The organism is Vibrio sp. 10N.247.311.51 (genome assembly GCF_041467855.1).
Taxonomy (GTDB): domain Bacteria; phylum Pseudomonadota; class Gammaproteobacteria; order Enterobacterales; family Vibrionaceae; genus Vibrio; species Vibrio coralliirubri.
Map to the genome: position 1 here is coordinate 25405 of NZ_JBFSVK010000037.1, position 21895 is coordinate 47299.

General features: G+C 44.1%; 20 protein-coding genes. 9 read left to right on the forward strand and 11 right to left on the reverse strand.

Going from position 1 to position 21895, the window contains the following annotated elements; translation table 11 throughout:
* Window positions 1-34 precede the first annotated feature (34 nt).
* Window positions 35-1969, forward strand: coding sequence for an ATP-dependent DNA helicase RecQ (locus AB6E85_RS23490; protein ID WP_372144425.1), 1935 nt, complete (start codon window positions 35-37; stop codon window positions 1967-1969).
* A gap of 108 nt (window positions 1970-2077) precedes the next feature.
* Here AB6E85_RS23490 and dinB read toward each other — a convergent pair whose 3' ends face one another.
* The gene (gene dinB, locus AB6E85_RS23495; RefSeq protein WP_372144427.1) at window positions 2078-3154 is read right to left on the reverse strand and encodes a DNA polymerase IV; all 1077 of its coding nucleotides are present in this window, start codon (window positions 3152-3154) and stop codon (window positions 2078-2080) included.
* A gap of 164 nt (window positions 3155-3318) precedes the next feature.
* Between dinB and AB6E85_RS23500 the strand changes: the two genes are divergently transcribed.
* On the forward strand, window positions 3319-4557 hold the full coding sequence (locus AB6E85_RS23500; protein WP_050644382.1) for a response regulator: 1239 nt from the start codon (window positions 3319-3321) through the stop codon (window positions 4555-4557).
* Window positions 4558-4692: 135 nt separating this feature from the next.
* Here the strand turns inward: AB6E85_RS23500 and nqrM are convergent, their stop codons facing one another.
* From nqrM to bolA, 9 genes are all read right to left on the reverse strand, one after another.
* Complete coding sequence (nqrM, locus tag AB6E85_RS23505; protein WP_009848378.1) at window positions 4693-4947, reverse strand: (Na+)-NQR maturation NqrM; 255 nt, start codon at window positions 4945-4947, stop codon at window positions 4693-4695.
* 16 nt (window positions 4948-4963) lie between these two features.
* On the reverse strand, window positions 4964-5968 hold the full coding sequence (locus tag AB6E85_RS23510; protein ID WP_372144429.1) for an FAD:protein FMN transferase: 1005 nt from the start codon (window positions 5966-5968) through the stop codon (window positions 4964-4966).
* Window positions 5969-6142: 174 nt separating this feature from the next.
* Window positions 6143-7369 carry an NADH:ubiquinone reductase (Na(+)-transporting) subunit F gene (gene nqrF, locus AB6E85_RS23515; RefSeq protein ID WP_017631923.1) on the reverse strand — a complete coding sequence of 409 codons (1227 nt, stop codon included), beginning with the start codon at window positions 7367-7369 and terminating at the stop codon, window positions 6143-6145.
* Between the two features lie 29 nt (window positions 7370-7398).
* Window positions 7399-7995, reverse strand: coding sequence for an NADH:ubiquinone reductase (Na(+)-transporting) subunit E (gene nqrE / locus AB6E85_RS23520; protein WP_009848375.1), 597 nt, complete (start codon window positions 7993-7995; stop codon window positions 7399-7401).
* A 7-nt stretch (window positions 7996-8002) separates the two neighbouring features.
* The gene (locus AB6E85_RS23525) at window positions 8003-8635 is read right to left on the reverse strand and encodes an NADH:ubiquinone reductase (Na(+)-transporting) subunit D (protein WP_008223083.1); all 633 of its coding nucleotides are present in this window, start codon (window positions 8633-8635) and stop codon (window positions 8003-8005) included.
* Window positions 8635-9402, reverse strand: coding sequence for a Na(+)-translocating NADH-quinone reductase subunit C (locus AB6E85_RS23530; protein ID WP_019823841.1), 768 nt, complete (start codon window positions 9400-9402; stop codon window positions 8635-8637). The genes AB6E85_RS23525 and AB6E85_RS23530 overlap by 1 nt, the downstream gene beginning before the upstream one ends.
* On the reverse strand, window positions 9392-10636 hold the full coding sequence (locus tag AB6E85_RS23535) for an NADH:ubiquinone reductase (Na(+)-transporting) subunit B (protein ID WP_017067139.1): 1245 nt from the start codon (window positions 10634-10636) through the stop codon (window positions 9392-9394). The genes AB6E85_RS23530 and AB6E85_RS23535 overlap by 11 nt, the downstream gene beginning before the upstream one ends.
* 5 nt (window positions 10637-10641) lie before the next feature.
* Window positions 10642-11982, reverse strand: a complete 1341-nt coding sequence (locus AB6E85_RS23540) for a Na(+)-translocating NADH-quinone reductase subunit A (RefSeq protein ID WP_032549021.1) — start codon at window positions 11980-11982, stop codon at window positions 10642-10644.
* 521 nt (window positions 11983-12503) lie between these two features.
* Window positions 12504-12812 (reverse strand): transcriptional regulator BolA, encoded by a 309-nt coding sequence (bolA, locus tag AB6E85_RS23545; RefSeq protein ID WP_017064186.1) that lies wholly within the window; start codon window positions 12810-12812, stop codon window positions 12504-12506.
* A gap of 174 nt (window positions 12813-12986) precedes the next feature.
* On the opposite strand from bolA, the gene AB6E85_RS23550 reads away from it, so the two are divergent.
* The 4 genes from AB6E85_RS23550 (at window position 12987) to AB6E85_RS23565 (ending at window position 16734) form a co-directional block, all read left to right on the forward strand.
* Window positions 12987-14138, forward strand: a complete 1152-nt coding sequence (locus AB6E85_RS23550; protein ID WP_372144431.1) for a methyltransferase — start codon at window positions 12987-12989, stop codon at window positions 14136-14138.
* A 66-nt stretch (window positions 14139-14204) separates the two neighbouring features.
* Entirely contained in the window at window positions 14205-14774 is a 570-nt protein-coding gene (locus AB6E85_RS23555; protein ID WP_017059907.1) for a YajG family lipoprotein, read from the forward strand.
* Window positions 14774-15322 (forward strand): peptidylprolyl isomerase, encoded by a 549-nt coding sequence (locus AB6E85_RS23560; RefSeq protein ID WP_019823852.1) that lies wholly within the window; start codon window positions 14774-14776, stop codon window positions 15320-15322. Before AB6E85_RS23555 ends, AB6E85_RS23560 begins: the two co-directional genes overlap by 1 nt.
* 53 nt (window positions 15323-15375) lie before the next feature.
* On the forward strand, window positions 15376-16734 hold the full coding sequence (locus tag AB6E85_RS23565; RefSeq protein ID WP_372144433.1) for an AmpG family muropeptide MFS transporter: 1359 nt from the start codon (window positions 15376-15378) through the stop codon (window positions 16732-16734).
* 66 nt (window positions 16735-16800) lie between these two features.
* Here AB6E85_RS23565 and AB6E85_RS23570 read toward each other — a convergent pair whose 3' ends face one another.
* Window positions 16801-18147, reverse strand: a complete 1347-nt coding sequence (locus tag AB6E85_RS23570; protein ID WP_372144435.1) for a DUF4397 domain-containing protein — start codon at window positions 18145-18147, stop codon at window positions 16801-16803.
* Window positions 18148-18733: 586 nt separating this feature from the next.
* Between AB6E85_RS23570 and AB6E85_RS23575 the strand changes: the two genes are divergently transcribed.
* The 3 genes from AB6E85_RS23575 (at window position 18734) to csdA (ending at window position 21843) form a co-directional block, all read left to right on the forward strand.
* Window positions 18734-19540, forward strand: coding sequence for an outer membrane protein OmpK (locus AB6E85_RS23575; RefSeq protein ID WP_248402506.1), 807 nt, complete (start codon window positions 18734-18736; stop codon window positions 19538-19540).
* Window positions 19541-19650: 110 nt separating this feature from the next.
* Entirely contained in the window at window positions 19651-20544 is an 894-nt protein-coding gene (gene panE / locus AB6E85_RS23580; protein WP_372144437.1) for a 2-dehydropantoate 2-reductase, read from the forward strand.
* An 87-nt stretch (window positions 20545-20631) separates the two neighbouring features.
* Window positions 20632-21843, forward strand: a complete 1212-nt coding sequence (gene csdA, locus AB6E85_RS23585; protein WP_372144439.1) for a cysteine desulfurase CsdA — start codon at window positions 20632-20634, stop codon at window positions 21841-21843.
* Window positions 21844-21895 lie beyond the last annotated feature (52 nt).

Genomic DNA, 21895 nt, shown 5'->3' on the forward strand with positions numbered 1-21895 from the left:
CAATACGACACTTAATAACTCAGGTAGAACATAAATGATTGAGCAGAAGCTAAAACAAGTATTCGGATTCGACTCACTGCGTAATGGGCAAAAGCAAGTCATTAATAACGTTCTATCTGGTCACTCGACTGCCGCGATATTCCCGACAGGCTCAGGTAAATCTCTGTGCTATCAATTACCAGCATTAGAGTTGCCGCACTTAACCTTGGTGATATCGCCACTGTTAGCTTTAATGAAAGACCAACTCGCTTTCCTGCATAGCAAAGGTATTAGCGCAGCCGCAATCGAATCAAGCCAAGACAGACAAACCACACAACAGGTTATGCAGTCGGTACGTAACGGTGACACCAAGATACTGATGATCTCCGTTGAGCGCTTGAAGAACGAACGCTTTCGTCAGTTTATCTCTCAAGTGCCGATCTCGTTACTGGTGGTAGATGAAGCGCACTGTATTTCAGAATGGGGACACAACTTCAGACCCGATTACCTGAAGCTTCCTCAATACCAAAAACAGCTCAATATTCCTCAGGTTCTGCTACTGACAGCCACCGCGACGACATCTGTTATCCAAGATATGAAGTCAAAGTTTGAAATTGATGAAGAGCGCGTTGTGGTTACGGGCTTCTATCGTCAAAACCTCGATCTGTCGATTCAACCTTGTGAACAAACCAGCAAGCTAGAAACCTTGTGCAATGTGGTTAACCAAGCTTCTCTCGCTCCGACTATTGTTTATGTCACCCTTCAACAAACAGCTGAGATGGTGGCTCAGCAGCTTCGAAACGCTGGCGTTAATGCTGTGGCTTACCATGCCGGTCTTAAGCCTGAAAATAGAGATGCTATTCAACATCAATTCATGAATGATGAAGTGAGCTGTATCGTGGCAACCATTGCGTTTGGTATGGGCGTAGATAAATCTAACATCCGCCGAGTAATTCACTTTGACCTACCAAAATCGATCGAAAACTACTCGCAAGAGATCGGCAGAGCTGGCCGAGATGGGCAAGCGTCTGAATGTATTTTACTGGCTAACAAACATGGTTTGAGCACACTCGAGAACTTCGTTTTTGGTGATACGCCAGACAACATATCGATCCAAGCGGTATTAAAAGAGATTTACGAAAATCAAAACATTGGCGCTTCTGGCTCGAATCAATGGGAGATCATGCTTAACCAACTATCACGTGAATCCAACATTCGTCAGTTACCGCTAAAAACTCTGCTGGTGTATCTCGAAATTGAAGGCGTGATCGAGCCTAAGTACAGTTACTTCGCAGACTACAAATTTAAGTTCATTCGCCCGAAACAACAAATCACCGAACAGTTCCAAAGTGAACGTCGTCAATTTGTCGAAGCGATCTTCCAATGTTCACCTCAAGCTAGAGTGTGGTGCCAAGTCGACTTCGATGCGCTTTGGACACACTTCCAAGCCGATCGTCAGCGTGTGATTGCGGCTATCGACTACTTCAATGAACAAGGTTGGATTGAACTAGAAAGCAAGCAGATCACCGATGTCTACGCGATCCACAATACTTCTGAAGATATGATGCAACTGTCAGAGCGTCTAACTGAGTTGTTTAAAGCAAAAGAAAACAGCGAGATAAACCGCCTTAACCAGATGCTGAACTTCTTTGAGGCGGATACTTGCCTAAGCTCACGCCTTGCGAGTTATTTTGCCGATGATAAAGCACCAACAACCTGCGGCCATTGCTCTGTATGTCGAGGAGAAGTGGCAATCTTACCAACCGTTGATGTTGAACCTGTTGATGATGAGACGGTGATGACATGGATACATGAGTTCATTTCCAACAGCCAACAACTGATTACCGACGAGGCAATTACTCGCTTCTTATGTGGAATTGCCACCCCGCTTTCAACCAAACTCAAAGCCAGTAAAATGGTCGGTTACGGTAAGCTAGAGCAGCAACCGTTCAGTGATACCTTAGCGCTAGTTAAACAACTTCCTAGGTAAACTAATTTCCTTGTTTAGAAAAAACCGGCTAGGCTGTGAAGTCTAGTCGGTATTTAAACACCAACACTTCAAGTAGCACCTCTAAGACTAAACTCTCAGCGCCTTTCCCTAAAAGAAACTCAACTGACGCATTTGGTCTTTGGGTTGCAGCATTACGCTTAAACCAAGCAGGCGTATTTCTCGCCCCTTTTGTCTTTTCAGTATTTCACTTAGAAGTTCTTTGAAGTGTTCACGATCGAGAGAGGCGTGGATGTGCTCAATCGTGGTTTGTTGAAAATCGGCGAACTTGAGCTTAATACCCTGTTTGATGATCGCTTTGCTTGGGCTAGCTTTTTCTAAGCGAGTTTCGAGTTCAGGAAACAGCTTATCTTCGATTACCTGCCAACATTCTGCGTAGGTTGAAATGTTTTGGGTGAAGGTGCGCTCTACACCTACCGATTTTCGCTCGCGCTCGATGATAACTTCTCGATCATCAATGCCATGACTGCGCTTCCAGAGTGATGCACCTTGACGGCCAAACTTGAGTAGCAGGTCTCGATAGTCAGACTCTTTGATATCCTTACAAGTAAAGAAACCTGCTTGATGCAGCTTTTCTATGCTCACTTTGCCGACACCGGGAATCTTTTCAAGTGGTAGCTCATCGATCACTGATTGCACGTCTTGTGGAGGGATAACAAACTGACCATTGGGCTTATTCAGATCCGAGGCTACTTTGGCCAAGAATTTAATCGGCGCAATTCCTGCAGAAGCGGTCAGGTTAAGCTCATTCCAGATATCACGGCGAATCGACTCGGCAATAAGTGTTGCTGAACCGTGGCACTGCTTAGAATCGGTGACATCAAGGAAAGCTTCATCCAAGGAAAGAGGCTCAATGATTGATGTGTATCGAGAGAAGATTTCGCGGATTTTTTTAGATATCTCAACATAGACCGACATTCTTCCCGGCACAACCAACAGATTAGGACAAAGCTGTAGGGCTTTTCCTGTCGGCATTGCAGAGCGAACACCAAACTTGCGGGCTTCATAATTACAGGTACTCAAAACACCGCGTTGCTTTTCATGCCCACCAACAGCTAACGGGCGATTTCGGTAAGCAGGGTTATCACGCATTTCTACAGCCGCGTAAAAACAATCCATATCGACATGAATTATTTTTCTTACTTTCTCTTCACCCGCGCTACACATCTAGGAATTACTCGACCTTACAACTGTATCTATAAACAGTATAATCCAATTATTATCAGATTTAAAACGATCTCGAGTCCAGCTAAAGAGGTTTCGCTTCAATAGCCATGAGCTCTTCTGATACTATTGTTAACGAGTATTTAGTCTATAAGTAGGGATCGCTTGTGAGTGAAAAAATACTAGTGGTGGAAGATAGCCGAGCATTTCGCAACTACCTTTACCAACAGCTGAAAAATAGCGGTTATGAGGTAGCAGTTGCTGAATCGATTGCAGAAGCAAAGAACATCTTGGAACAAGAGACGGATTTCTTGTGTGCCGTATTGGATTACTGCTTACCTGACGGGCAAGACGGTGAGATCATAGATCTCGTCTTAGGCTATCAACAGAAAATAATTGTTCTGACCGGGATGTTCGACAATCAACTGCGAGAGCAAGTCCTAGCCAAAGGCGTTATCGATTACATACTTAAAGACAGTATGTCATCAGTAAGCTACCTACTCCCTCTGGTTCAAAGAATTTCGAATAATCGCCACCACAAAGCATTGGTAGTCGATGATTCAGCGGTCGTTCGCCGTTACATAGCTCAACTTCTAGAACACCAATATATCCAAACAATCCAAGCCGAAGATGGCGAACAAGCATTAAAGCTTCTTCATAACGACCCCGATATTACATTCGTTGTTACAGACCATGATATGCCGAAGAAAGACGGTATAGCGATGATCCGTGAGATTCGACGCGATCACGACAGAAACCAGTTGGCTATTCTAGGATTATCGGGTAGTGATGATCGTACTATGACAGCGCGATTCCTTAAAGCCGGTGCCAACGATTTCCTTTACAAGCCTTTTAACCAAGAAGAGTTTTTCTGTCGAATCCATCAACTGCTTGATATGAAAGAAGCGGCCAATGAGCTGTTTCGACATGCCAACGAGGATGCTCTTACAGGCTTATGGAATCGTCGCTACCTGTTCAATCATCCTTGTAAAGGCTGCGATCAACGAAACATCGCGATGATGGATATCGACTTCTTTAAGAAAGTGAATGATACCTTTGGCCACGATGGTGGTGATGCCGTGCTGATCGATGTAGGGAAAATTATCAAAGATCATTTCAAAGACGATGTCGCTGTGCGCTTTGGTGGCGAAGAGTTTTGTATTCAGTCATGCGGTGCATTTGAGAGCTTTGTTGACAACTTAGAGTCCATGAGAGAAGCAATTGAAAGCCACGTTGTTGAGCATGACTCTCAAAAAATCAAGGTAAGTATCAGTATCGGCGTAACCGATTTAGACGCGAAGTTAGATGAACAGATCAAAGCCGCTGATGAGCTTCTTTATACGGCAAAAGAGCAAGGTAGAAACCAACTAGTGTTTGCGCGCAACAGCATGCAAATCGAACAATAGTCATTCGGTTTTGTTTCCATCGTTAATCAGCCAAGGTAAATGACTAAGCCTTAAAACCAAAAAAGCTCAAGACGATAATCTTGAGCTTTTCAATTTAAGGGCATAGATAACTCTACCCCTTATGACTGTCACCAATTAAGCGATACGGTCTTTACTCCAAGCCGCTTCTTTTTGTTGACGCTCAGCCAGCTTCTCTTCACGGTAAGCTTCACGTGCTTCACGCTTCTTACGCGCGTCACAAGGTTCAGGGCAGTTACATACTTTATCAATACCAACAGCACCCAAACCGCCACAGCTACCTTTCACAACTTTCTTTTGGATAATGTAGCCAATTGACATCGCTGCGATTACTGCAAGAAAAACACCAAATGTAATCAGAAATGTATTCATAATTATCTCGCTTACCTTATTTACCTAAGTATGGCTTAAATGCTTCAGAAGCAATTTCTTTAAAGCCATCTGCTGTTTTTACCACCATGAACACTGGGATGTTATGTTGGTTTGCGACTTCCATTCCTTTTTCCTCACCTAAGACCATAAGGCCCGTAGATAAGCCGTCTGCAGTCATTGAAGACGGGTTTAAAACAGTCACAGAAACCACTTTATGATGAAGAGGCTTTCCTGTTTCTGGGTTGATAATGTGTGAGTAACGAACACCATCACGCTCAAAATAGTTGCGGTAGTCACCAGACGTTGCGATCGCCATATCGCCAGGTTCGATGATCTCTTGAATGTTGCGCTCGTCAATACTTGGCTTTTCGATGGCAATACGCCAACCTACACTTTCGCGGTTAAGACCTTTCAAACGGATTTCACCGCCTACTTCTACCATGTAGTTGTGAATACCAATTGAATCAAGGTAATCAGCAACAACATCAACGCCCCAACCTTTTGCAATGGTTGACAGGTCGACGTACAAATTAGGCAAATCTTTAGTTAGCTTGTTGCCTTCAACGCTCAAGTGGTGAATACCGACTTTAGCTTTACGAGCAGCAAGCTCTTCATCTGATGGAACTACTTCCGGACGCGCTTCAGGACCAAAACCCCAAAGATTAACTAATGGACCAACCGTAACGTCCAACGCTCCTTCAGTAAGACCGTTCAAACGAATGGCTTCTTTCACAACAATAGCGGTTTGTTCAGATACTTCGAATGCGTCCGCACCTTTGTGTTGGTTGAAACGGCTCAGCTCTGAATCTTCACGGTAAGTCGACATTTGATCATTCACTTCTTCAAGTAGACGATCGATCTCAGTATGAACTTCATTAGACTCGGGAAATTCATCACTATTGATGTATTTAATATTGTAACTGGTGCCCATAGTCGGGCCACTTAAATGCACTTGCTCTCTTGCCTGCTCACAGCCCGCAAGAAAAATCAAAGAAGTTAATGCAACAAGCCAAATTCTCACTTGCTTACTCCTGTCTAATGTTGAGGATTTATATAAGGAAAAATAAGAGTAAAAAATAGGTATTTTGAATGCCTTACTCTTTCTTATATAAGCCAGTATGTTGTCAAAAATAGTCTTAGAAAAACAAATGGCTGACTCGTGAGAGTCAGCCATAATATCAATCACTTAAATGGATTAACCACCGAAGTCATCTAGTAGGATGTTTTCATCTTCTACACCAAGATCTTTCAGCATGCCGATAACAGCCGCGTTCATCATTGGTGGACCACACATGTAGTACTCACAGTCTTCAGGAGCTTCGTGATCCTTCAGGTAGTTTTCGTACAGTACGTTGTGGATGAAACCTGTGTAACCGTCCCAGTTGTCCTCTGGTTGAGGATCAGACAGAGCACAGTGCCACACGAAGTTCTCGTTTGCAGCCGCTAGGCCATCGAAATCTTCAATGTAGAACATCTCACGCTTAGAACGTGCACCGTACCAGTAAGACATCTTACGAGTAGAGTTAAGACGCTTAAGTTGGTCGAAGATATGTGAACGCATTGGCGCCATACCTGCACCACCACCGATGAATACCATTTCATTGTCTGTGTCTTTAGCAAAGAACTCACCAAATGGACCAGAAATAGTACATTTGTCGCCTTCTTTAAGAGACCAGATGTATGAAGACATCACACCAGGAGCTACGTCAGGGTTGTTTGGCGGCGGAGTTGCGATACGCACGTTAAGCTTGATGATGCCTTTCTCTTCTGGGTATGAAGCCATAGAGTAAGCACGGATCGAATGCTCTTTAACGATAGACTCGTAACGGAACAAGTTGAACTTATCCCAGTCACCACGGTATTCCTCAGGAATATCGTAATCTGCGTATTTCACGTGATGTGGTTCAGCTTCAATCTGAATGTAACCACCCGCGCGGAACGGAACTTCTTCGCCTTCAGGGATCGCTAGAGCAAGTTCTTTGATGAAAGTAGCTTCGTTGTTATTCGAGATAACAGTACATTCCCACTTTTTAACACCAAAGATATCTTCGTCTAGTTCAATCTCCATGTCAGTTTTCATAGCAACTTGACATGCAAGACGTTCGCCTTCGCGAGCTTCACCTTTTGTGATGTGATCAAGTTCAGTCGGAAGGATGTCGCCACCGCCAGACTTAACTTTCACACGACACTGACCACAAGAGCCACCGCCGCCACAAGCAGAAGATACGAAGATACCAGCGCCAGCTAGGGCACCAAGTAGCTTGCTACCAGGTTGAGTAACGATCGCCTTTTCAGGGTCGCCGTTTACAGCAATAGTGATGTCACCTGATGGTACTAGCTTAGACTTAGCGAAAAGAATCACTAGTACTAGAGCCAATACAATAATGGTAAACATCGCTACGCCAAGAATAATGCTTTGCATTTGTTATTCCTTATTACTGGGTGCTTACCCTACAGTTGAACACCAGAGAAAGACATAAAGCCTAACGCCATCAGACCAACAGTAATGAACGTGATACCAAGGCCACGAAGACCTGGAGGTACGTCAGAGTACTTCATCTTCTCACGGATACCCGCAAGAGCAACGATAGCTAACATCCAACCCACACCAGAACCGAAGCCGTAAACAACAGATTCAGCAAAGTTGTAGTCACGAGTTACCATGAAAGATACACCACCAAAGATTGCACAGTTAACTGTGATCAGTGGGAGGAAGATACCTAGTGCGTTGTACAAAGGTGGGAAGAAACGGTCTAGAACCATCTCTAGGATTTGTACAAGTGCCGCGATAACACCGATGAATGCGATGAAGTTAAGGAAACTTAAATCGACACCTTCAACAAGCGCATTTTCTTTCAGGATGTGCGTGTAAACAAGGTTGTTTACAGGAACAGCGATTGTAAGTACTACAACTACCGCAACACCAAGACCAAAAGAAGTTTTAACTTTCTTAGATACCGCTAGGAATGTACACATACCTAGGAAGAAAGAAAGCGCCATGTTTTCGATGAAAATCGATTTAACTAGCAGACTAATATAATGTTCCATGACTACCTTACCCCTTCGCTTCTACTTGTTCTGGTTTGAACACACGAATTGCCCAAATCAAGAAACCAATTAGGAAGAATGCAGAAGGTGCTAGAAGCATCAAGCCGTTTGGCTGATACCAACCACCGTTGCTCACTAGAGGTAGTACTTCCATACCAAATAGTTTGCCAGAGCCTAGAAGCTCACGGAAGAAACCAACAGTGATAAGAACGAAACCGTAACCAAGACCGTTACCAAGACCATCGATTAGAGATGGGATTGGCGCAGACTTCATTGCGAATGCTTCAGCACGACCCATTACAATACAGTTAGTAATGATTAGGCCTACGAATACAGATAGCTGCTTAGAGATATCGTATAGGTATGCTTTAAGCACTTGGTCTACCACGATTACTAATGATGCGATAATTGCCATCTGAACGATGATACGCACACTGTTAGGAATGTGGTTACGGATCAAAGAAACGAAGAAGTTAGACAGAGCAGTAACGAACATTACCGCGATAGTCATAACAAATGCTGTTTCTAGCTTAGTGGTTACCGCAAGAGCAGAACACACACCAAGAACCTGTAGCGCGATTGGGTTGTTGTCCAACACCGGCGCTAAGATGCTCTTTTTAATTTCTTTTGCACTAGACATTAGTTCAGACCTCCGTCACGAACTTTTGCTAGGAACGGACCAAAGCCCATATCACCTAACCAGAAGTCAAATGTATGTTGAACACCAACGCTAGTCAGTGTTGCACCAGAAAGGCCATCTACACCGTGCTCAGAACCTTGAGGAGCGCCACCTTTAACAACCTGAATAGCAGGTTTGTGGTTTTCGTCGAATAATTTCTTACCAACGAATTGAGCGCGCCAAGTTGGGTTCTCAACTTCACCACCAAGTCCAGGAGTTTCACCTTGCTCGTAGTAAGTGATACCAGAAACAGTGTTGCCATCAGTTTCTACCGCAACGAATGCATACATCATTGACCATAGACCGTTACCGTGAACAGGGATGATAACTTTAGAAGTTTCAGCGCCATCTTTCACAAGGTATACAGTACCCGTGTTAGCACGACGAAGGATCTTAGCGATGTCATCTTCAGCTGAAAGCTTGATTGACTGAGCTGGATCTTTTGCCGCTTTACGTTGGTCGTATGCAGCAGCATCGCCGTCAACGAAATCGCCAGTAGCGAAATCAACTAGACGAGGTTCAATGTTCTCTGCGTACAGTTCAGGGATATTACCCGCAAGTTCAATGCCCGCAACTTCAAGGATCTTAGTTTGCTGATCCAGAACCGCGTTAGCTTGTTGCTTAGGTTTAAGAACAACTGCAGCTGTTGAAACGATGATTGAGCACACTAGGCTCAATGCGATAACAACAAACAGCGTCTTTTTAATGCTATCGTTATTACTTGCCATAGCGCGCTAGTCTCCGCTTAATGTTCTTCTCGATTACAACGTGGTCAAACAGAGGAGCAAATAGGTTTGCGAATAGAATCGCAAGCATCATGCCTTCTGGGTATGCAGGGTTAACTACACGAATCATTACACACATTGCGCCGATTAGGATGCCGTACCACCACTTACCTTTGTTGGTAAATGAAGCTGATACTGGGTCAGTCGCCATGAAGAACATACCGAATGCGAAGCCACCTAGAACTAGGTGCCAGTGCCAAGGCATGCTGAACATTGCGTTAGTATCAGAACCGATCACGTTAAACAGCGTAGACACAGCAATCATACCGATCATTACACCAGCAATGATGCGCCATGAAGCGATACGCATGTAAACGATCATCGCTGCACCAATCATAAGTGCTAGAGTCGATACTTCACCGATAGAACCTGGGATGTTACCAATGAATGCGTCCATCCAAGTGATTGCTTCACCAGATGTTACGTTCATTAGTGCGCTACCGCCGCCTTGAGCCCATTGGCTAAGAGCAGTTGCACCAGAGAAACCATCTGCAGCAGTCCAAACTACGTCACCTGAAATCTGTGCAGGATATGCAAAGAATAGGAACGCACGACCAGCAAGTGCAGGGTTCAGGAAGTTACGACCCGTACCACCGAAGATCTCTTTAGCGACTACAACACCGAAGGTAATACCTAGTGCTGCTTGCCATAGAGGAAGTGTTGGCGGAACGATAAGCGCGAATAAGATAGAAGTAACAAAGAAACCTTCGTTTACTTCGTGCTTACGCACCATACAGAACAGAACTTCCCAGAAACCACCAACGATGAATACCGTTGCGTAGATAGGTAGGAAGTATGTCGCACCAAGTAGCATCTTGCTGCCAACACCTGCATCGGCTCCTAAGGAGGCTCCAAGCATTTCGGTTAGCCAGTAGTGCCAGTTACCACTGATAACAGATGCTAGTTCAGCGCCTGCGTACATATGGTTAAGTGCTGCGATAGCTTGGCCACCCGCGTTGTACATACCCCAGAACATTGCTGGGAATACCGCGAACCAAACCATGATCATGATACGTTTTAAATCAACGCTATCACGAACGTGCGAGCTTTTCTTTGTAATAAGACCTGGCGTGTAGAACACTGTCGCTGCTGCTTCGTAAAGCGCAAACCACTTCTCGTGTTTACCACCTGGCTCAAAATGATGCTCGATGTCTTCAAGAAACTTTTTAAGGCCCATGAAAATTACCCTTCCTTCTCAATCGTATCTAGGCATTCACGAAGTAGTTGACCGTACTCGTACTTACCTGGACATACAAAGGTACACAATGCTACATCTTCTTCGTCTAGCTCTAGCGCACCTAGTGCTTGAGCACTATCAATGTCGCCTGCACATAGATCACGAAGCAGCAATGTAGGTTCCATATCTAGAGGCATTACGCGCTCGTAGTTACCAATTGGAACCATTGAGCGGTCACTACCGTTTGTCGTCGTTGTCATGTTGAACAACTGACCTTTAAACAGGTGACCAAGGAATGAACGAGTAACAGAGAACTTGTTCTTACCAGGCATAGCCCAGCCGAATAGCTCTTTATCACGACCTTCACGTAGAACAGAAACTTGCTGATGGTAACGACCAAGGAAAGCATGTGGACCTGTTGCTTCAGTACCCGTAAGTACAGAACCAGAAATCACACGAACTTCGCCTGGCATTAACTCGCTGTCTGTCAACTCTTCAAGGCTAGCACCAATTTGAGTACGAACTAGACGTGGGTTGTTCACCACTGGACCAGCCAGAGAAACAACACGCTCAGAGTAAATCTCACCAGTAAGGAAAAGCTTACCGAATGCGATAACATCTTGGTAGTTAATGCTCCACGCTACATTTTGTGCATTTACCGGATATAGGTAATGCATATGCGTGCCTGCAAGACCTGCAGGGTGTGGGCCATCAAAAACATGTTCTTCAACGTTAGACTGAGCTGAACGAGGTAAGCTAGTACCTTTTTTACAAACGTACACTTTACCGTTAGTCAGAGTTGAAAGAAGATCTAAACCAGCAACGAAAGCATCAGACTGCTCGTTAATGATTAATTCTGGCTCAGCTGCTAGCGGATTAGTATCCATAGCAGTAACGAAAATAGCCTGAGTTTCAGAATCAACTGCTGGAACCTTGCTGAACGGACGAGTTCGCAAAGCGGTCCATGCGCCAGACTCAACTAACTGAGCTTTAACCGTATCACGGTCAAGGCCTACTAGTTGGTTAGCTTCATAGCTATTGAACGTGATTTGCTCATTGCCTGCTACTTCAATCACTACTGATTGAAGAACACGCTTAGCACCACGGTTCACTTCAATAACTTTACCGCTTGCTGGAGAAGTAAATACAACACCTGGGTTCTTTTTATCTGCAAAAAGAACTTGGCCTTTCTTCACTTCATCACCAACGCGAGCATGCATCGTAGGACGCATACCAACGTACTCTTCGCCAAGCAAGGCGACTTTAGTGATGGACTTACCATCATTAATCACCTGGGATGGAGTTCCTGCGATAGGAAGATCCAAACCCTTCTTTATTGTAATCATACGCACTTGCACTACTTTATCGGGAAAAAGATTCTTTTAATTGCGTAAATTCGGGACGTTTTAAAATCGCCCTTAGACACGACATTACAGTGTCCGGTTTTGGTAAATTTGAGATACCAAAATCGCAACATTACATTAATAAACTCATCACAAAGATTATGTGAGATTTATCAGGTGCCGTATTCTAGCATTTTTTGACAACTTGATGCCATGACCAATAACTTGAATACGGCCTTTATTTGGTGAGATTTGAAGCATATGGACTCTCAAATATGTATAAATTTGACGAGCCGCACAGATAAAATGGCTTTTGAAACGTGTTTTAAACAAGAGATTAATACTCTGTCACAAACTATTATTTTAAGATTTATGTTGAAACACTGTTAATAAAAACATTACTCATTGTAGGTATATTTAGTCGTTCAAATTGCCATCAGTTTGAGTGATATAACAACGAAAAACACATAGGTTTGGCGACAAAAAAGGCGGCATAGCCACCTCTTCTATATTCGTAAGCTTTCTTACTTACCGCCACCCATGCACATCGGGCTATCTGGCACGTTATCGAGCTGCTTCATCCATTCATCTTTTGTATAAGTGTGAATGGACAATGCGTGAATATTGTTCGCTAACTCTTCTGAAAGTGCTTTATTTACCGCTCGATGACGAGCAATAAGGCGCAATCCTTCAAACACATCACTGACAACAATCACTTTAAAATGACTCTCAGAACCGGCCGGAACATTGTGCATATAGCTCTCATTGACCACGTTTAGATGACTTGGTGAAAACTCATTGTGCAATTTTGTTTCGATAACTTCTTGGATCATTGTGATTCCTTAATATCGTATTGGCATTATCCGTGGGCTGAGTATAAACCCTAACAGGTCGAGTGTCTGAGTATTTCATAGCGAATGGCATAGGTTTGGTTGAGTTTTTTCTATCTTGTTCAGCCTGCATTTGAGACAATATCTTTGTTATTTCTTACATAAGTATCTCAAGCAATGAAAACCGAACTTACCCTTCACGACAGAACTTTGACCTTACATCGTTTCCCGAAACGTTCAAATGAAACCCTTCAAGCTTGGGATGCGGGCGACGAATACCTGATCAGTCATGTCGAAGAGATGAACCTTGAACCTGGCAAACATATCCTGATCATGAACGACAGCTTCGGTGCCCTATCGACTTGGTTCTCGAAAGATCATGATGTCACTATGATGAGCGACTCATTTATCTCTCACCGTGGCGCCCTGAAAAACTTGCAGCGCAATCAAAGTAACCGAGTGAACTTCTTGAACACAATGGATGATATGCCACACGGTATCGATCTTGTGATCATGCAGCTGCCAAAAACAAATCGTCACCTAATCTGGCAATTGAGCCAGCTACGCCAAGCATTGCCTGAAGGCTGCCAAGTGATTGGCGTCAACAAGGTAAAAGAGATTCACACCTCTACGCTTAACCTGTTCGAAAAGTACCTAGGCGAAACCAAAACATCACTAGCGAAGAAAAAACACCGCTTAGTATTTTCGTCTCCAAACTGCCAGCCTATTCAAACAGTAGAGCCATTTGTTGAATGGGATGTAGACGGTGAAGATATCCGATTGAAAAATTTACCAAATGTTTACTCAGGGGAAGCACTCGATCAAGGCGCTCGCTATATGCTAGAGCACATCCCACAAGATCCTGAGCTGCGTCATATCATCGATCTAGGCTGTGGCAACGGTGTATTGAGTGTAAAAGCAGGGCAATTGAACCCACAAGCTCGTATCACCTGTGTGGATGAAAGCTTTATGGCGGTGGAATCGGCGCGCCAAAACGTCAAGGATAACCTTGGTGAAGAAGGCAACTTCCAGTTCATCGCCAATAACTGTTTAGATGGCTTCAAGAAAAACAGCACCTACTTAGTGATGTGTAATCCTCCATTCCATCAGCAACAAGCGATTACGGATCACATTGCGTGGCAAATGTTCTGTGATGCAAAGCATGTTCTTAGCAATGGAGGCAAATTAATTGTTATTGGCAACCGACACCTCGGATACGATGTCAAACTAGCAAGACTATTTGGTGAAGCTAACGTTGAAACGCTTGAACTAAACCAAAAATTTGAGATATTACAAGCAACAAGAGAACCTGCGAATTTTAATAAATAAGCAGAAACGACTTCACAAGAATTTAAGATACCGAGCTTCTGGTGTGAATTTAGAAAGGATAAAGGAATGAAAAAACTGATTTTGGCTGCTTCTATTATGGCTTTGACAGCATGTTCAGCCCCTCAGCAAGAACAGATCAATGTAATGCCAGAAGCTTCACTAAGCTCAAGCAACCTTGTACAAGGCAAAACATACACACTAACCAGTAAAGATGTTCGTGCCGCTCAATATGTTGCATTGGTTGATAGTGGCCGTTCAAACATTCAGCCAATTCACGCTAAGCAAAACATGCGTATTTCTCTAGAAAACGCTGTGGCTCAACAGTTAGAGTCTCAAGGTTTTCGTGCAAGCGTAAACAGTGAAAACTCAATTGTTTTAGAGATTCAAGAAGCACTCGTTACCGTAGAACACACCATTATGGAAAACAAAATGGACGGTAAAGTAACGCTTGAAGTTACCGCGGAAACGCCTGAAGGCAAACTAGTTAAAACATTCAACGGTACTGCAACACGCACTGGTGCATTGAGCGCATCAAACGACGACATCTCTATGGTTCTTAATGACGTAATCAACTTGGTTCTTACTGAGATCGCTAACGACCAAGAGCTACAAACTTATATGAAGGAACGTTTCTAATGGGTCGTATTTTATCTTCTATCGCATTAATGCTAGTGAGTGTGAGCGTTTGGGCTGGTCCTAAAGTAAACGTGGAAACAACATTAGGCGACTTCACTATCGAGCTTAACCAAGAGCAAGCACCGGTTAGCGCGGAGAACTTCCTAAAATACGTGGCAGACGGCAGCTACGAAGGCACTATCTTCCACCGTGTTATTCCTGGCTTTATGGCGCAAGGTGGCGGCTTCGATCAAGAGATGAATCAACAAGCAACTTACGCTCCTATCAAGAATGAAGGCAGCAATGGCCTGAAAAACGATACAGCAACAATCGCTATGGCTCGTACCAATGCGCCAGATTCTGCAACTCGTCAGTTCTTCATTAACTTCTCTGATAATGACTTCTTGAACGCAAAAGGTGGCAACCCAGGCTACGCTGTATTCGGCAAAGTAACTGAAGGTTTTGATGTTGTTCAAAAGATGGCAACGATTCCAACCAAGCGAATGGGCCGCATGTCAGACATCCCAGTCGACCCAATCGTCATCACTAAAGTGACCCTTCTTAAGTAATCCAATCTAACGCCCTTATTTCTTAAGGGCGTTTTTCTACACAAGGACGCCCTATGTCATCAGGCACTCCCTCTCTTTCTTGGATGCAGACTTTCCGCAGCTACCTAGATAAACGCCTACTTTGGGTGTTTATGCTCGGCTGTTCGAGTGGCTTCCCATGGGTTCTTATTGGATCCAACATGTCTGGTTGGCTAAAAGATGCAGGTTTAACACGAGCAGCCATTGGCTACTTTGGTAGTGTGTTTGCCGTGTATGCGATTAACTTTCTATGGGCACCATTGGTCGACCGAGTAAAACTGCCGGTGCTTCACGCAATACTCGGCCAGCGCCGCAGTTGGATCTTTTTCTGCCAAACCATTGTTTTAGTCGGCACCTTATTCATCGCAGGCGTCAATCCCGCAGAGAACTTGGCGTTTACTTCAATGTTGGCGCTCGCTATTGCCATTGCCTCAGCCACGCAAGACATCGCGATTGATGCATTTCGTATTGATACCTTCCCAAAATCCGAAGCATCAAAGCTGCCGCAAGCTTCTGCAATGGCAGTGATGGGTTGGTGGACGGGGTATTCTCTACCAGGCTACCTTGCCTTTATTAACGCAGACTCAATCGGTTGGAATGGTGTGTATTACGGAATGGCAGGCGTCGTTGTCGTACTAATGTTGTTTACGCTTTTTGTCGGAGAGCCAAACACACAGCGCGAAGCCCTACAAGAACAGGCTCAGCAACGTCACAATAAAGTTGTCGGTTCGAAAGTCGTGGCTTGGCTCAGTGTTACCGTGTTAGAACCGTTTTATGACTTCTTCAAACGAAACGGAGTTCAAGTTGCCATCACCCTACTTCTGTTCGTATTCCTATTTAAGATAGGTGAAGCCTTCCTAGGTCGCATGTCGATCACCTTCTATAAAGAGATAGGTTTCAGTAACGAACAGATAGGCCACTATTCGAAGTTAATTGGTTGGGGAGCAACCATATTCTTCACTTTAGTAGGCAGTGTCTTCAATGTGAAATTCGGTATTGTACGCGGACTGATGATTGGCGGTGTGGCAATGGCAGCCAGTAATCTAATGTTTGCGTGGATCGCTCAGACAGGCCCAAGTGAAACCTTGTTCTTGGCAACGATTATTGTCGATAACTTCACGACCGCCTTTTCAACAGTAGCTTTTGTCTCTTTCTTAACGTTATTAACTGGACAGGCCTTCTCTGCAACCCAATATGCATTACTCGCATCCTTGGGTAACTTCGGTCGAACAACACTGGCTTCATTTAGTGGTGAATTGGTCGATTACCTCAATGATTGGTCAACCTTCTTTATACTGACCGCACTTATGGTGATTCCAAGTTTGATCATGCTCTACTCGTTACGCCACTTTTTCACGGATTTATTAGAGAAAGCCAAAACTAACCAAGAATAGAGTCAAAGAAAACAAATAAGAAGAGGGTAGCATTGAGCTACCCTCTTCTACGTTCTGTCTTCAGATCTAGTCTGTTGTTTCACTGACAATTAGGTTAAAACCCGTACCCATCGAATCATCAATCGCCACGACTTGATACACCACACCATCAGCTAAGGTTGCGGGCGCAGAATCAATCGCCACAACCGATGGTTGTCCCGCTACCGTTATCGTCACAAAGTAAGATCCCGCTGCCACATAAATGCCATTCGCATAATCTTTGAATTTCACATCACTTAACGCCGGAGTGCTACCAGAGATACCTACGTCTTCTGTTAAGTAGATGTCCACCGATGCCGCAATTGGGTTAGCAGCAGCATGGGTAATGTTTAATACCGCACTGGTCGCCACCGGACGACGGTTCTCAGGAACAACCAAAGGTTCCAAATTCAGTGGATTTACTGTCCCTACCGCATAGATGCTGTAATCCATGCCGGCAAATACAGCGACACCATCCGCATCAATTAATGCATTAGTTGTAGTGCCGTCAGCAAAGATGTCAATGTCATAACTTCCTGCAGCTAAATCGATAAATCCACGGATTTCCTTGAACATCAAATCAGCAAGAGGTGCAAATGCAGCTCCGTTCACAAACGGATCTACGTCCGGGGCGCCATCAACAAGATGACCGACTCTTACTTCTGCAGTTTCTGCCATGTCATAGATTAACGATGATCCACTACCGTCCATCACCATCAATTTTACTGGGGAAGCGCTATTGGAGTCAGCTCTTGGCACAGCCGCAATCGTTAGCTCGCTGCCGCCAGACAGAGTGATTTCTCCAGAGTCAAAAGCAATAGCACTGCCGCTCACGGTTTCTAATCTCACACGATATTGTCCTGCAGGGATATTGAGTACGTCAGTAAAATCTTTATAAGCTAAAGTCCCTAACGGTGCGCCCAATGGATCACTCGGCCCTGTCACATATAGGTTTACATCGCCAACTCCTGTTGCCGCGTGTACTACTTGCACATCTAAACTTGAACTTGTTGCCGTTCCTGCAGCAGGGCGAGTAACAACCAAAGCCTCTACAGGATTGTTGGATCCATCGGCGTCGCCTACAACCATCACGGTGTAATCTAAGTCACCGCTTAAATCGAATTGGCTTTGAGGGATAACAGTGGCCACTTCGTCACCTGGGAGTTGGACATCGACTTGAAGAGTTGTCTGTCCTTGACCTACGGAGGCGTATCCGGATGCTTGAGCATAATCGACATCGCTCCAACGAGCCTGACTATTGACTAGAACATTAGCTAAAGGAGCATCTGGCGATGCATGTACAGCTTGTAGTTGAGTTGTTGATTCATCGTCGTCATCACACCCAACAAGAAATAGGGCTGAAATTGCTACAGCGAGTATAGGTGAATATTTCATTGGTCTTCTCTCCAAAAAAGTTAGACCAGTTCGTCACACAAATGATTAGTCCAATAACTAATCTTTAAAAAGTATTTCAAAATCTAGTGCAGTGAACTGTCTTTAATTCTCCGTGATTCAAAAAGTAGCTAGGTTCAAATCCCTAGGCAGTCATCACATGAGTTGTCCATCAATTGATTCCAACTCCATTACGCTGTTGGTCAAAAATAGATCAAAGACAAGATTAAGAGGTGGTTTGAATGAGTCATTTTTTAAGAGAAAACGCTTAGAAAGGAATACTGTTGATTTTGATATGCATGTCACTCTAATTAGTAGAATCGTTTGCTTAGCGCAGTATTTCACCTATTTATCCACAAAATAATCGAATTTCACAAAATCAATAGAATTGGAGGTGCATCAAGATGCATTGCTACCTTAAAGTTCCATCATTTAGATCATTAGTGTGATCAACCTCACCTTAATAATTGTAGTTTTCACTCTGTCTCACTTTTATTTGAGAACAAAATCGCTATTATGCTCGGCATTCGGACATCATAAACACGCACGGATTAGCGGGTTACTTATTTCAAACATAGAGAGTTCCATTATGCGTAAATCACTTTTAACTCTTGGCCTACTTGCAGCAACTTCTGCTCCAGTAATGGCAGCGGATTATTCTGACGGCGACATCCATAAAAACGATTACAAATGGATGCAATTCAACCTTATGGGTGCATTTGATGAGCTTCCAGGTGAATCATCACATGATTACCTAGAAATGGAATTCGGTGGCCGCTCGGGAATCTTCGACCTATATGGCTATGTTGATGTATTTAACCTACTTTCGGATCCAGGTAGCGATAAAGCAGACAGCCAAGCAAAAATGTTCATGAAGTTTGCTCCACGTATGTCTCTTGACGGACTAACAGGTAAAGACCTTTCATTTGGTCCAGTACAAGAACTTTACGTTGCATCTGAAATTACGTGGGACGGCGTTAACACAACTGACACAACTTTTGGTGTTAACCAACAAAAAATCGGTCTAGGTTCTGACGTAATGGTTCCTTGGTTAGGCAAAATTGGCTTAAACCTTTACGGTAACTACGATTCAAACATTAAAGACTGGAACGGTTTCCAAATCTCGACTAACTGGTTCAAACCATTCTACTTCTTCGAGAACGGTTCATTCATCTCTTACCAAGGTTACATTGATTGGCAATTTGCGATGGAAGACGAGTACAGCGCAGAAAGCAGCGGCGGCGCAATGTTTAACGGTATCTACTGGCACTCAGACCGTTATGCTGTAGGTTACGGTCTTAAAGCTTACGAAACTATTTACGGTCTAGAAGACGGTGGATTCGCAGGTAAAACTTCAGGTGTGAGCCACTACCTAGCAGTAACTTACAAGTTCTAATAGAACTTCTAAGAAAGTTTCCAAAATGGCACCCTCGGGTGCCATTTTTTATTGCTTTCATTTAATGCCTCGCTATCCTTGCAGCATCACTTTCTTATCTCGGTATTGCTGTGAACATCACTATTGTTGGACCTGGAGCTATCGGCTCTTTATGGGCGATTAAATTGCTTCAAGCTGGTCATAATGTCTCTTTGTGGAGTCGCTCCCCTGAAACCTCAATTAACCTAACACTTGATGAGCAAACTTCACTTCCCTTCAGTAACAACAATATCGAAAAGCTATCAGCGAGTGATTTGGTTATCTTCACAGTCAAAGCTTGGCAAGTAGAAGAAGCCACCACTCCGTTACTTCAATATGTCGACTCTGACACCATTCTCATGTTCATGCATAACGGAATGGGCGCGGTCGACAACATTGCCACTCAAATTAATGCTCACCCGATAGTATTGGCGACCACCACCCAAGCAGCCTTTAAACCCGATCGTAACAATGTATCTCACACAGGAATAGGACAAACCCAGCTAGGTGCTTTTAACCAAACGGGTCAACAGTGCACGTTTTTGGTTGATGTATTGGATGATGCTCTCCCCGCTGTGAGTTGGAACCCACAAATAGAAACCGCGCTTTGGGCTAAACTCGCCATCAATTGTGCTATCAATCCACTTACTGGGTTGGAACAAATCAAGAATGGTGAACTTGCAGACCAAAGGTTTGAGGGTATTTTAAGTTCTATCGTTGAAGAGCTAACACAAGTTATGCAGGCCGAAGAGATCACTTGTTCATTCGACGGATTAGAAGCAAGTGTCAAGCAGGTCATCCAAGCCACGGCGCAGAACAACTCATCCATGAAGCAGGATATGTTTTACCAACGCAAGACAGAGATCGACTTCATCACTGGACACCTAATAAAAACAGCGCTTAAGCATCAGATAGAAGTTCCCGTTAACCAAAAGCTGTTCGATCAAGTCAAAGAGCAAGAAAATAGCTGGAATCATCAAGATTAGTCAGCAACGGTCAACAAGTCGCGATAAAATAACAATACCGCTAAGCATAACGCTGGCACCAATTTCCAAGATTTTAGGTAAGAATAGATGCTTGATATCAATCACATCCGAGAGCAGTTTCCTGCGCTATCACAAACTATCAATCAGCAACCACTGATCTATTTAGACAGCGCGGCAACGACACAAAAACCTCAGGTAGTTATTGATGCCATTAGCCAATATTACTCCAAACAAAATGCCAATGTTCACCGTGGTAGCCATAGCTTAACAGCGAACGCGACCAGTCAGTTTGAAGCTGCCAGAGATAAGGTCGCTCAGTTTATCGGGGCAAGCTCTTCAAAAGAGATCATCTGGACTCGTGGTGCCACCGAGGCGCTCAATTTAATTGCTCAAACTTACGCAAGAAGTATTCTTCAGCCTGGCGATGAGATCTTAGTGAGTGAAATGGAGCATCACGCTAACATAGTTCCTTGGCAAATTGTGGCAGAACAAACCGGGGCCAAAGTCGTTAAAGCACCGATGACATCGGATTGCGAATTTGACCTACTCGCGTTTGATACGCTTTTAAATGAACGAACCAAGATTGTTGCATTAGCTCAGATAACCAACGTAACGGGTTCTCGTCAGCCGATTGAAGCCGTCATAGAGAAAGCACATAAGATGAATGCAATTGTGGTAGTCGATGGCGCACAAGGTATCGTTCATGAATCGGTTGATGTTGCTGCTTTAGGCGCTGATTTCTACGTATTCTCAGGTCATAAACTCTATGCCCCTGCGGGCATCGGTGTGCTTTACGGCAAGCTTGAATTGTTAGAAGCGATGCCACCTTGGCATGGTGGTGGCAAAATGGTCGAGCGCGTCTCTTTCTCTGGCACTACTTTTTCAGAACTGCCTGGCAAATTCGAAGCGGGCACGCCAAATGTGGCAGGAGCCATAGCACTAAGCACCGCAATAGAATGGTTAAGTGGTTTTGTACAACAAGATGTCGAAAATCATATCCACCAACTACAACACGAGACTTATCTTGCGCTCAGTAAACTGGATGACATTCAGATTTTAGGGTATCAACCTAACGCAAGTGTGATTACTTTTGTGATGGATGGTGTTCACCATCAAGATATAGCGACTCTACTGGATCAGCAAGGTATCGCAGTACGTGCAGGACATCATTGTGCTCACCCATTAATGGATGCACTTAATGTGAAAGGAACGGTTCGAATCTCATTTGGTATTTACAACAACATGGATGATGTTGTAAAGCTCGGAGCGGCGATAGAAAAAGCCGTTGATATGCTTTAGCGAGTAGCGAGTAGCGAGTAGCGAGTAGCGAGTAGCGAGTAGCGAGTAGCGA

Coding starts and splice junctions, on each gene's coding strand:
- AB6E85_RS23490 (WP_372144425.1), top strand. CDS start 35: ATGATTGAGCAGAAGCTAAAACAAGTATTCGGATTCGACTCACTGCGT.
- AB6E85_RS23560 (WP_019823852.1), top strand. CDS start 14,774: ATGGGTCGTATTTTATCTTCTATCGCATTAATGCTAGTGAGTGTGAGC.
- AB6E85_RS23525 (WP_008223083.1), bottom strand. CDS start 8,635: ATGTCTAGTGCAAAAGAAATTAAAAAGAGCATCTTAGCGCCGGTGTTG.
- AB6E85_RS23565 (WP_372144433.1), top strand. CDS start 15,376: ATGTCATCAGGCACTCCCTCTCTTTCTTGGATGCAGACTTTCCGCAGC.
- dinB (WP_372144427.1), bottom strand. CDS start 3,154: ATGTGTAGCGCGGGTGAAGAGAAAGTAAGAAAAATAATTCATGTCGAT.
- AB6E85_RS23575 (WP_248402506.1), top strand. CDS start 18,734: ATGCGTAAATCACTTTTAACTCTTGGCCTACTTGCAGCAACTTCTGCT.
- AB6E85_RS23535 (WP_017067139.1), bottom strand. CDS start 10,636: ATGGGCCTTAAAAAGTTTCTTGAAGACATCGAGCATCATTTTGAGCCA.
- bolA (WP_017064186.1), bottom strand. CDS start 12,812: ATGATCCAAGAAGTTATCGAAACAAAATTGCACAATGAGTTTTCACCA.
- csdA (WP_372144439.1), top strand. CDS start 20,632: ATGCTTGATATCAATCACATCCGAGAGCAGTTTCCTGCGCTATCACAA.
- AB6E85_RS23555 (WP_017059907.1), top strand. CDS start 14,205: ATGAAAAAACTGATTTTGGCTGCTTCTATTATGGCTTTGACAGCATGT.
- AB6E85_RS23540 (WP_032549021.1), bottom strand. CDS start 11,982: ATGATTACAATAAAGAAGGGTTTGGATCTTCCTATCGCAGGAACTCCA.
- nqrM (WP_009848378.1), bottom strand. CDS start 4,947: ATGAATACATTTCTGATTACATTTGGTGTTTTTCTTGCAGTAATCGCA.
- AB6E85_RS23550 (WP_372144431.1), top strand. CDS start 12,987: ATGAAAACCGAACTTACCCTTCACGACAGAACTTTGACCTTACATCGT.
- AB6E85_RS23530 (WP_019823841.1), bottom strand. CDS start 9,402: ATGGCAAGTAATAACGATAGCATTAAAAAGACGCTGTTTGTTGTTATC.
- nqrF (WP_017631923.1), bottom strand. CDS start 7,369: ATGCAAAGCATTATTCTTGGCGTAGCGATGTTTACCATTATTGTATTG.
- nqrE (WP_009848375.1), bottom strand. CDS start 7,995: ATGGAACATTATATTAGTCTGCTAGTTAAATCGATTTTCATCGAAAAC.
- AB6E85_RS23570 (WP_372144435.1), bottom strand. CDS start 18,147: ATGAAATATTCACCTATACTCGCTGTAGCAATTTCAGCCCTATTTCTT.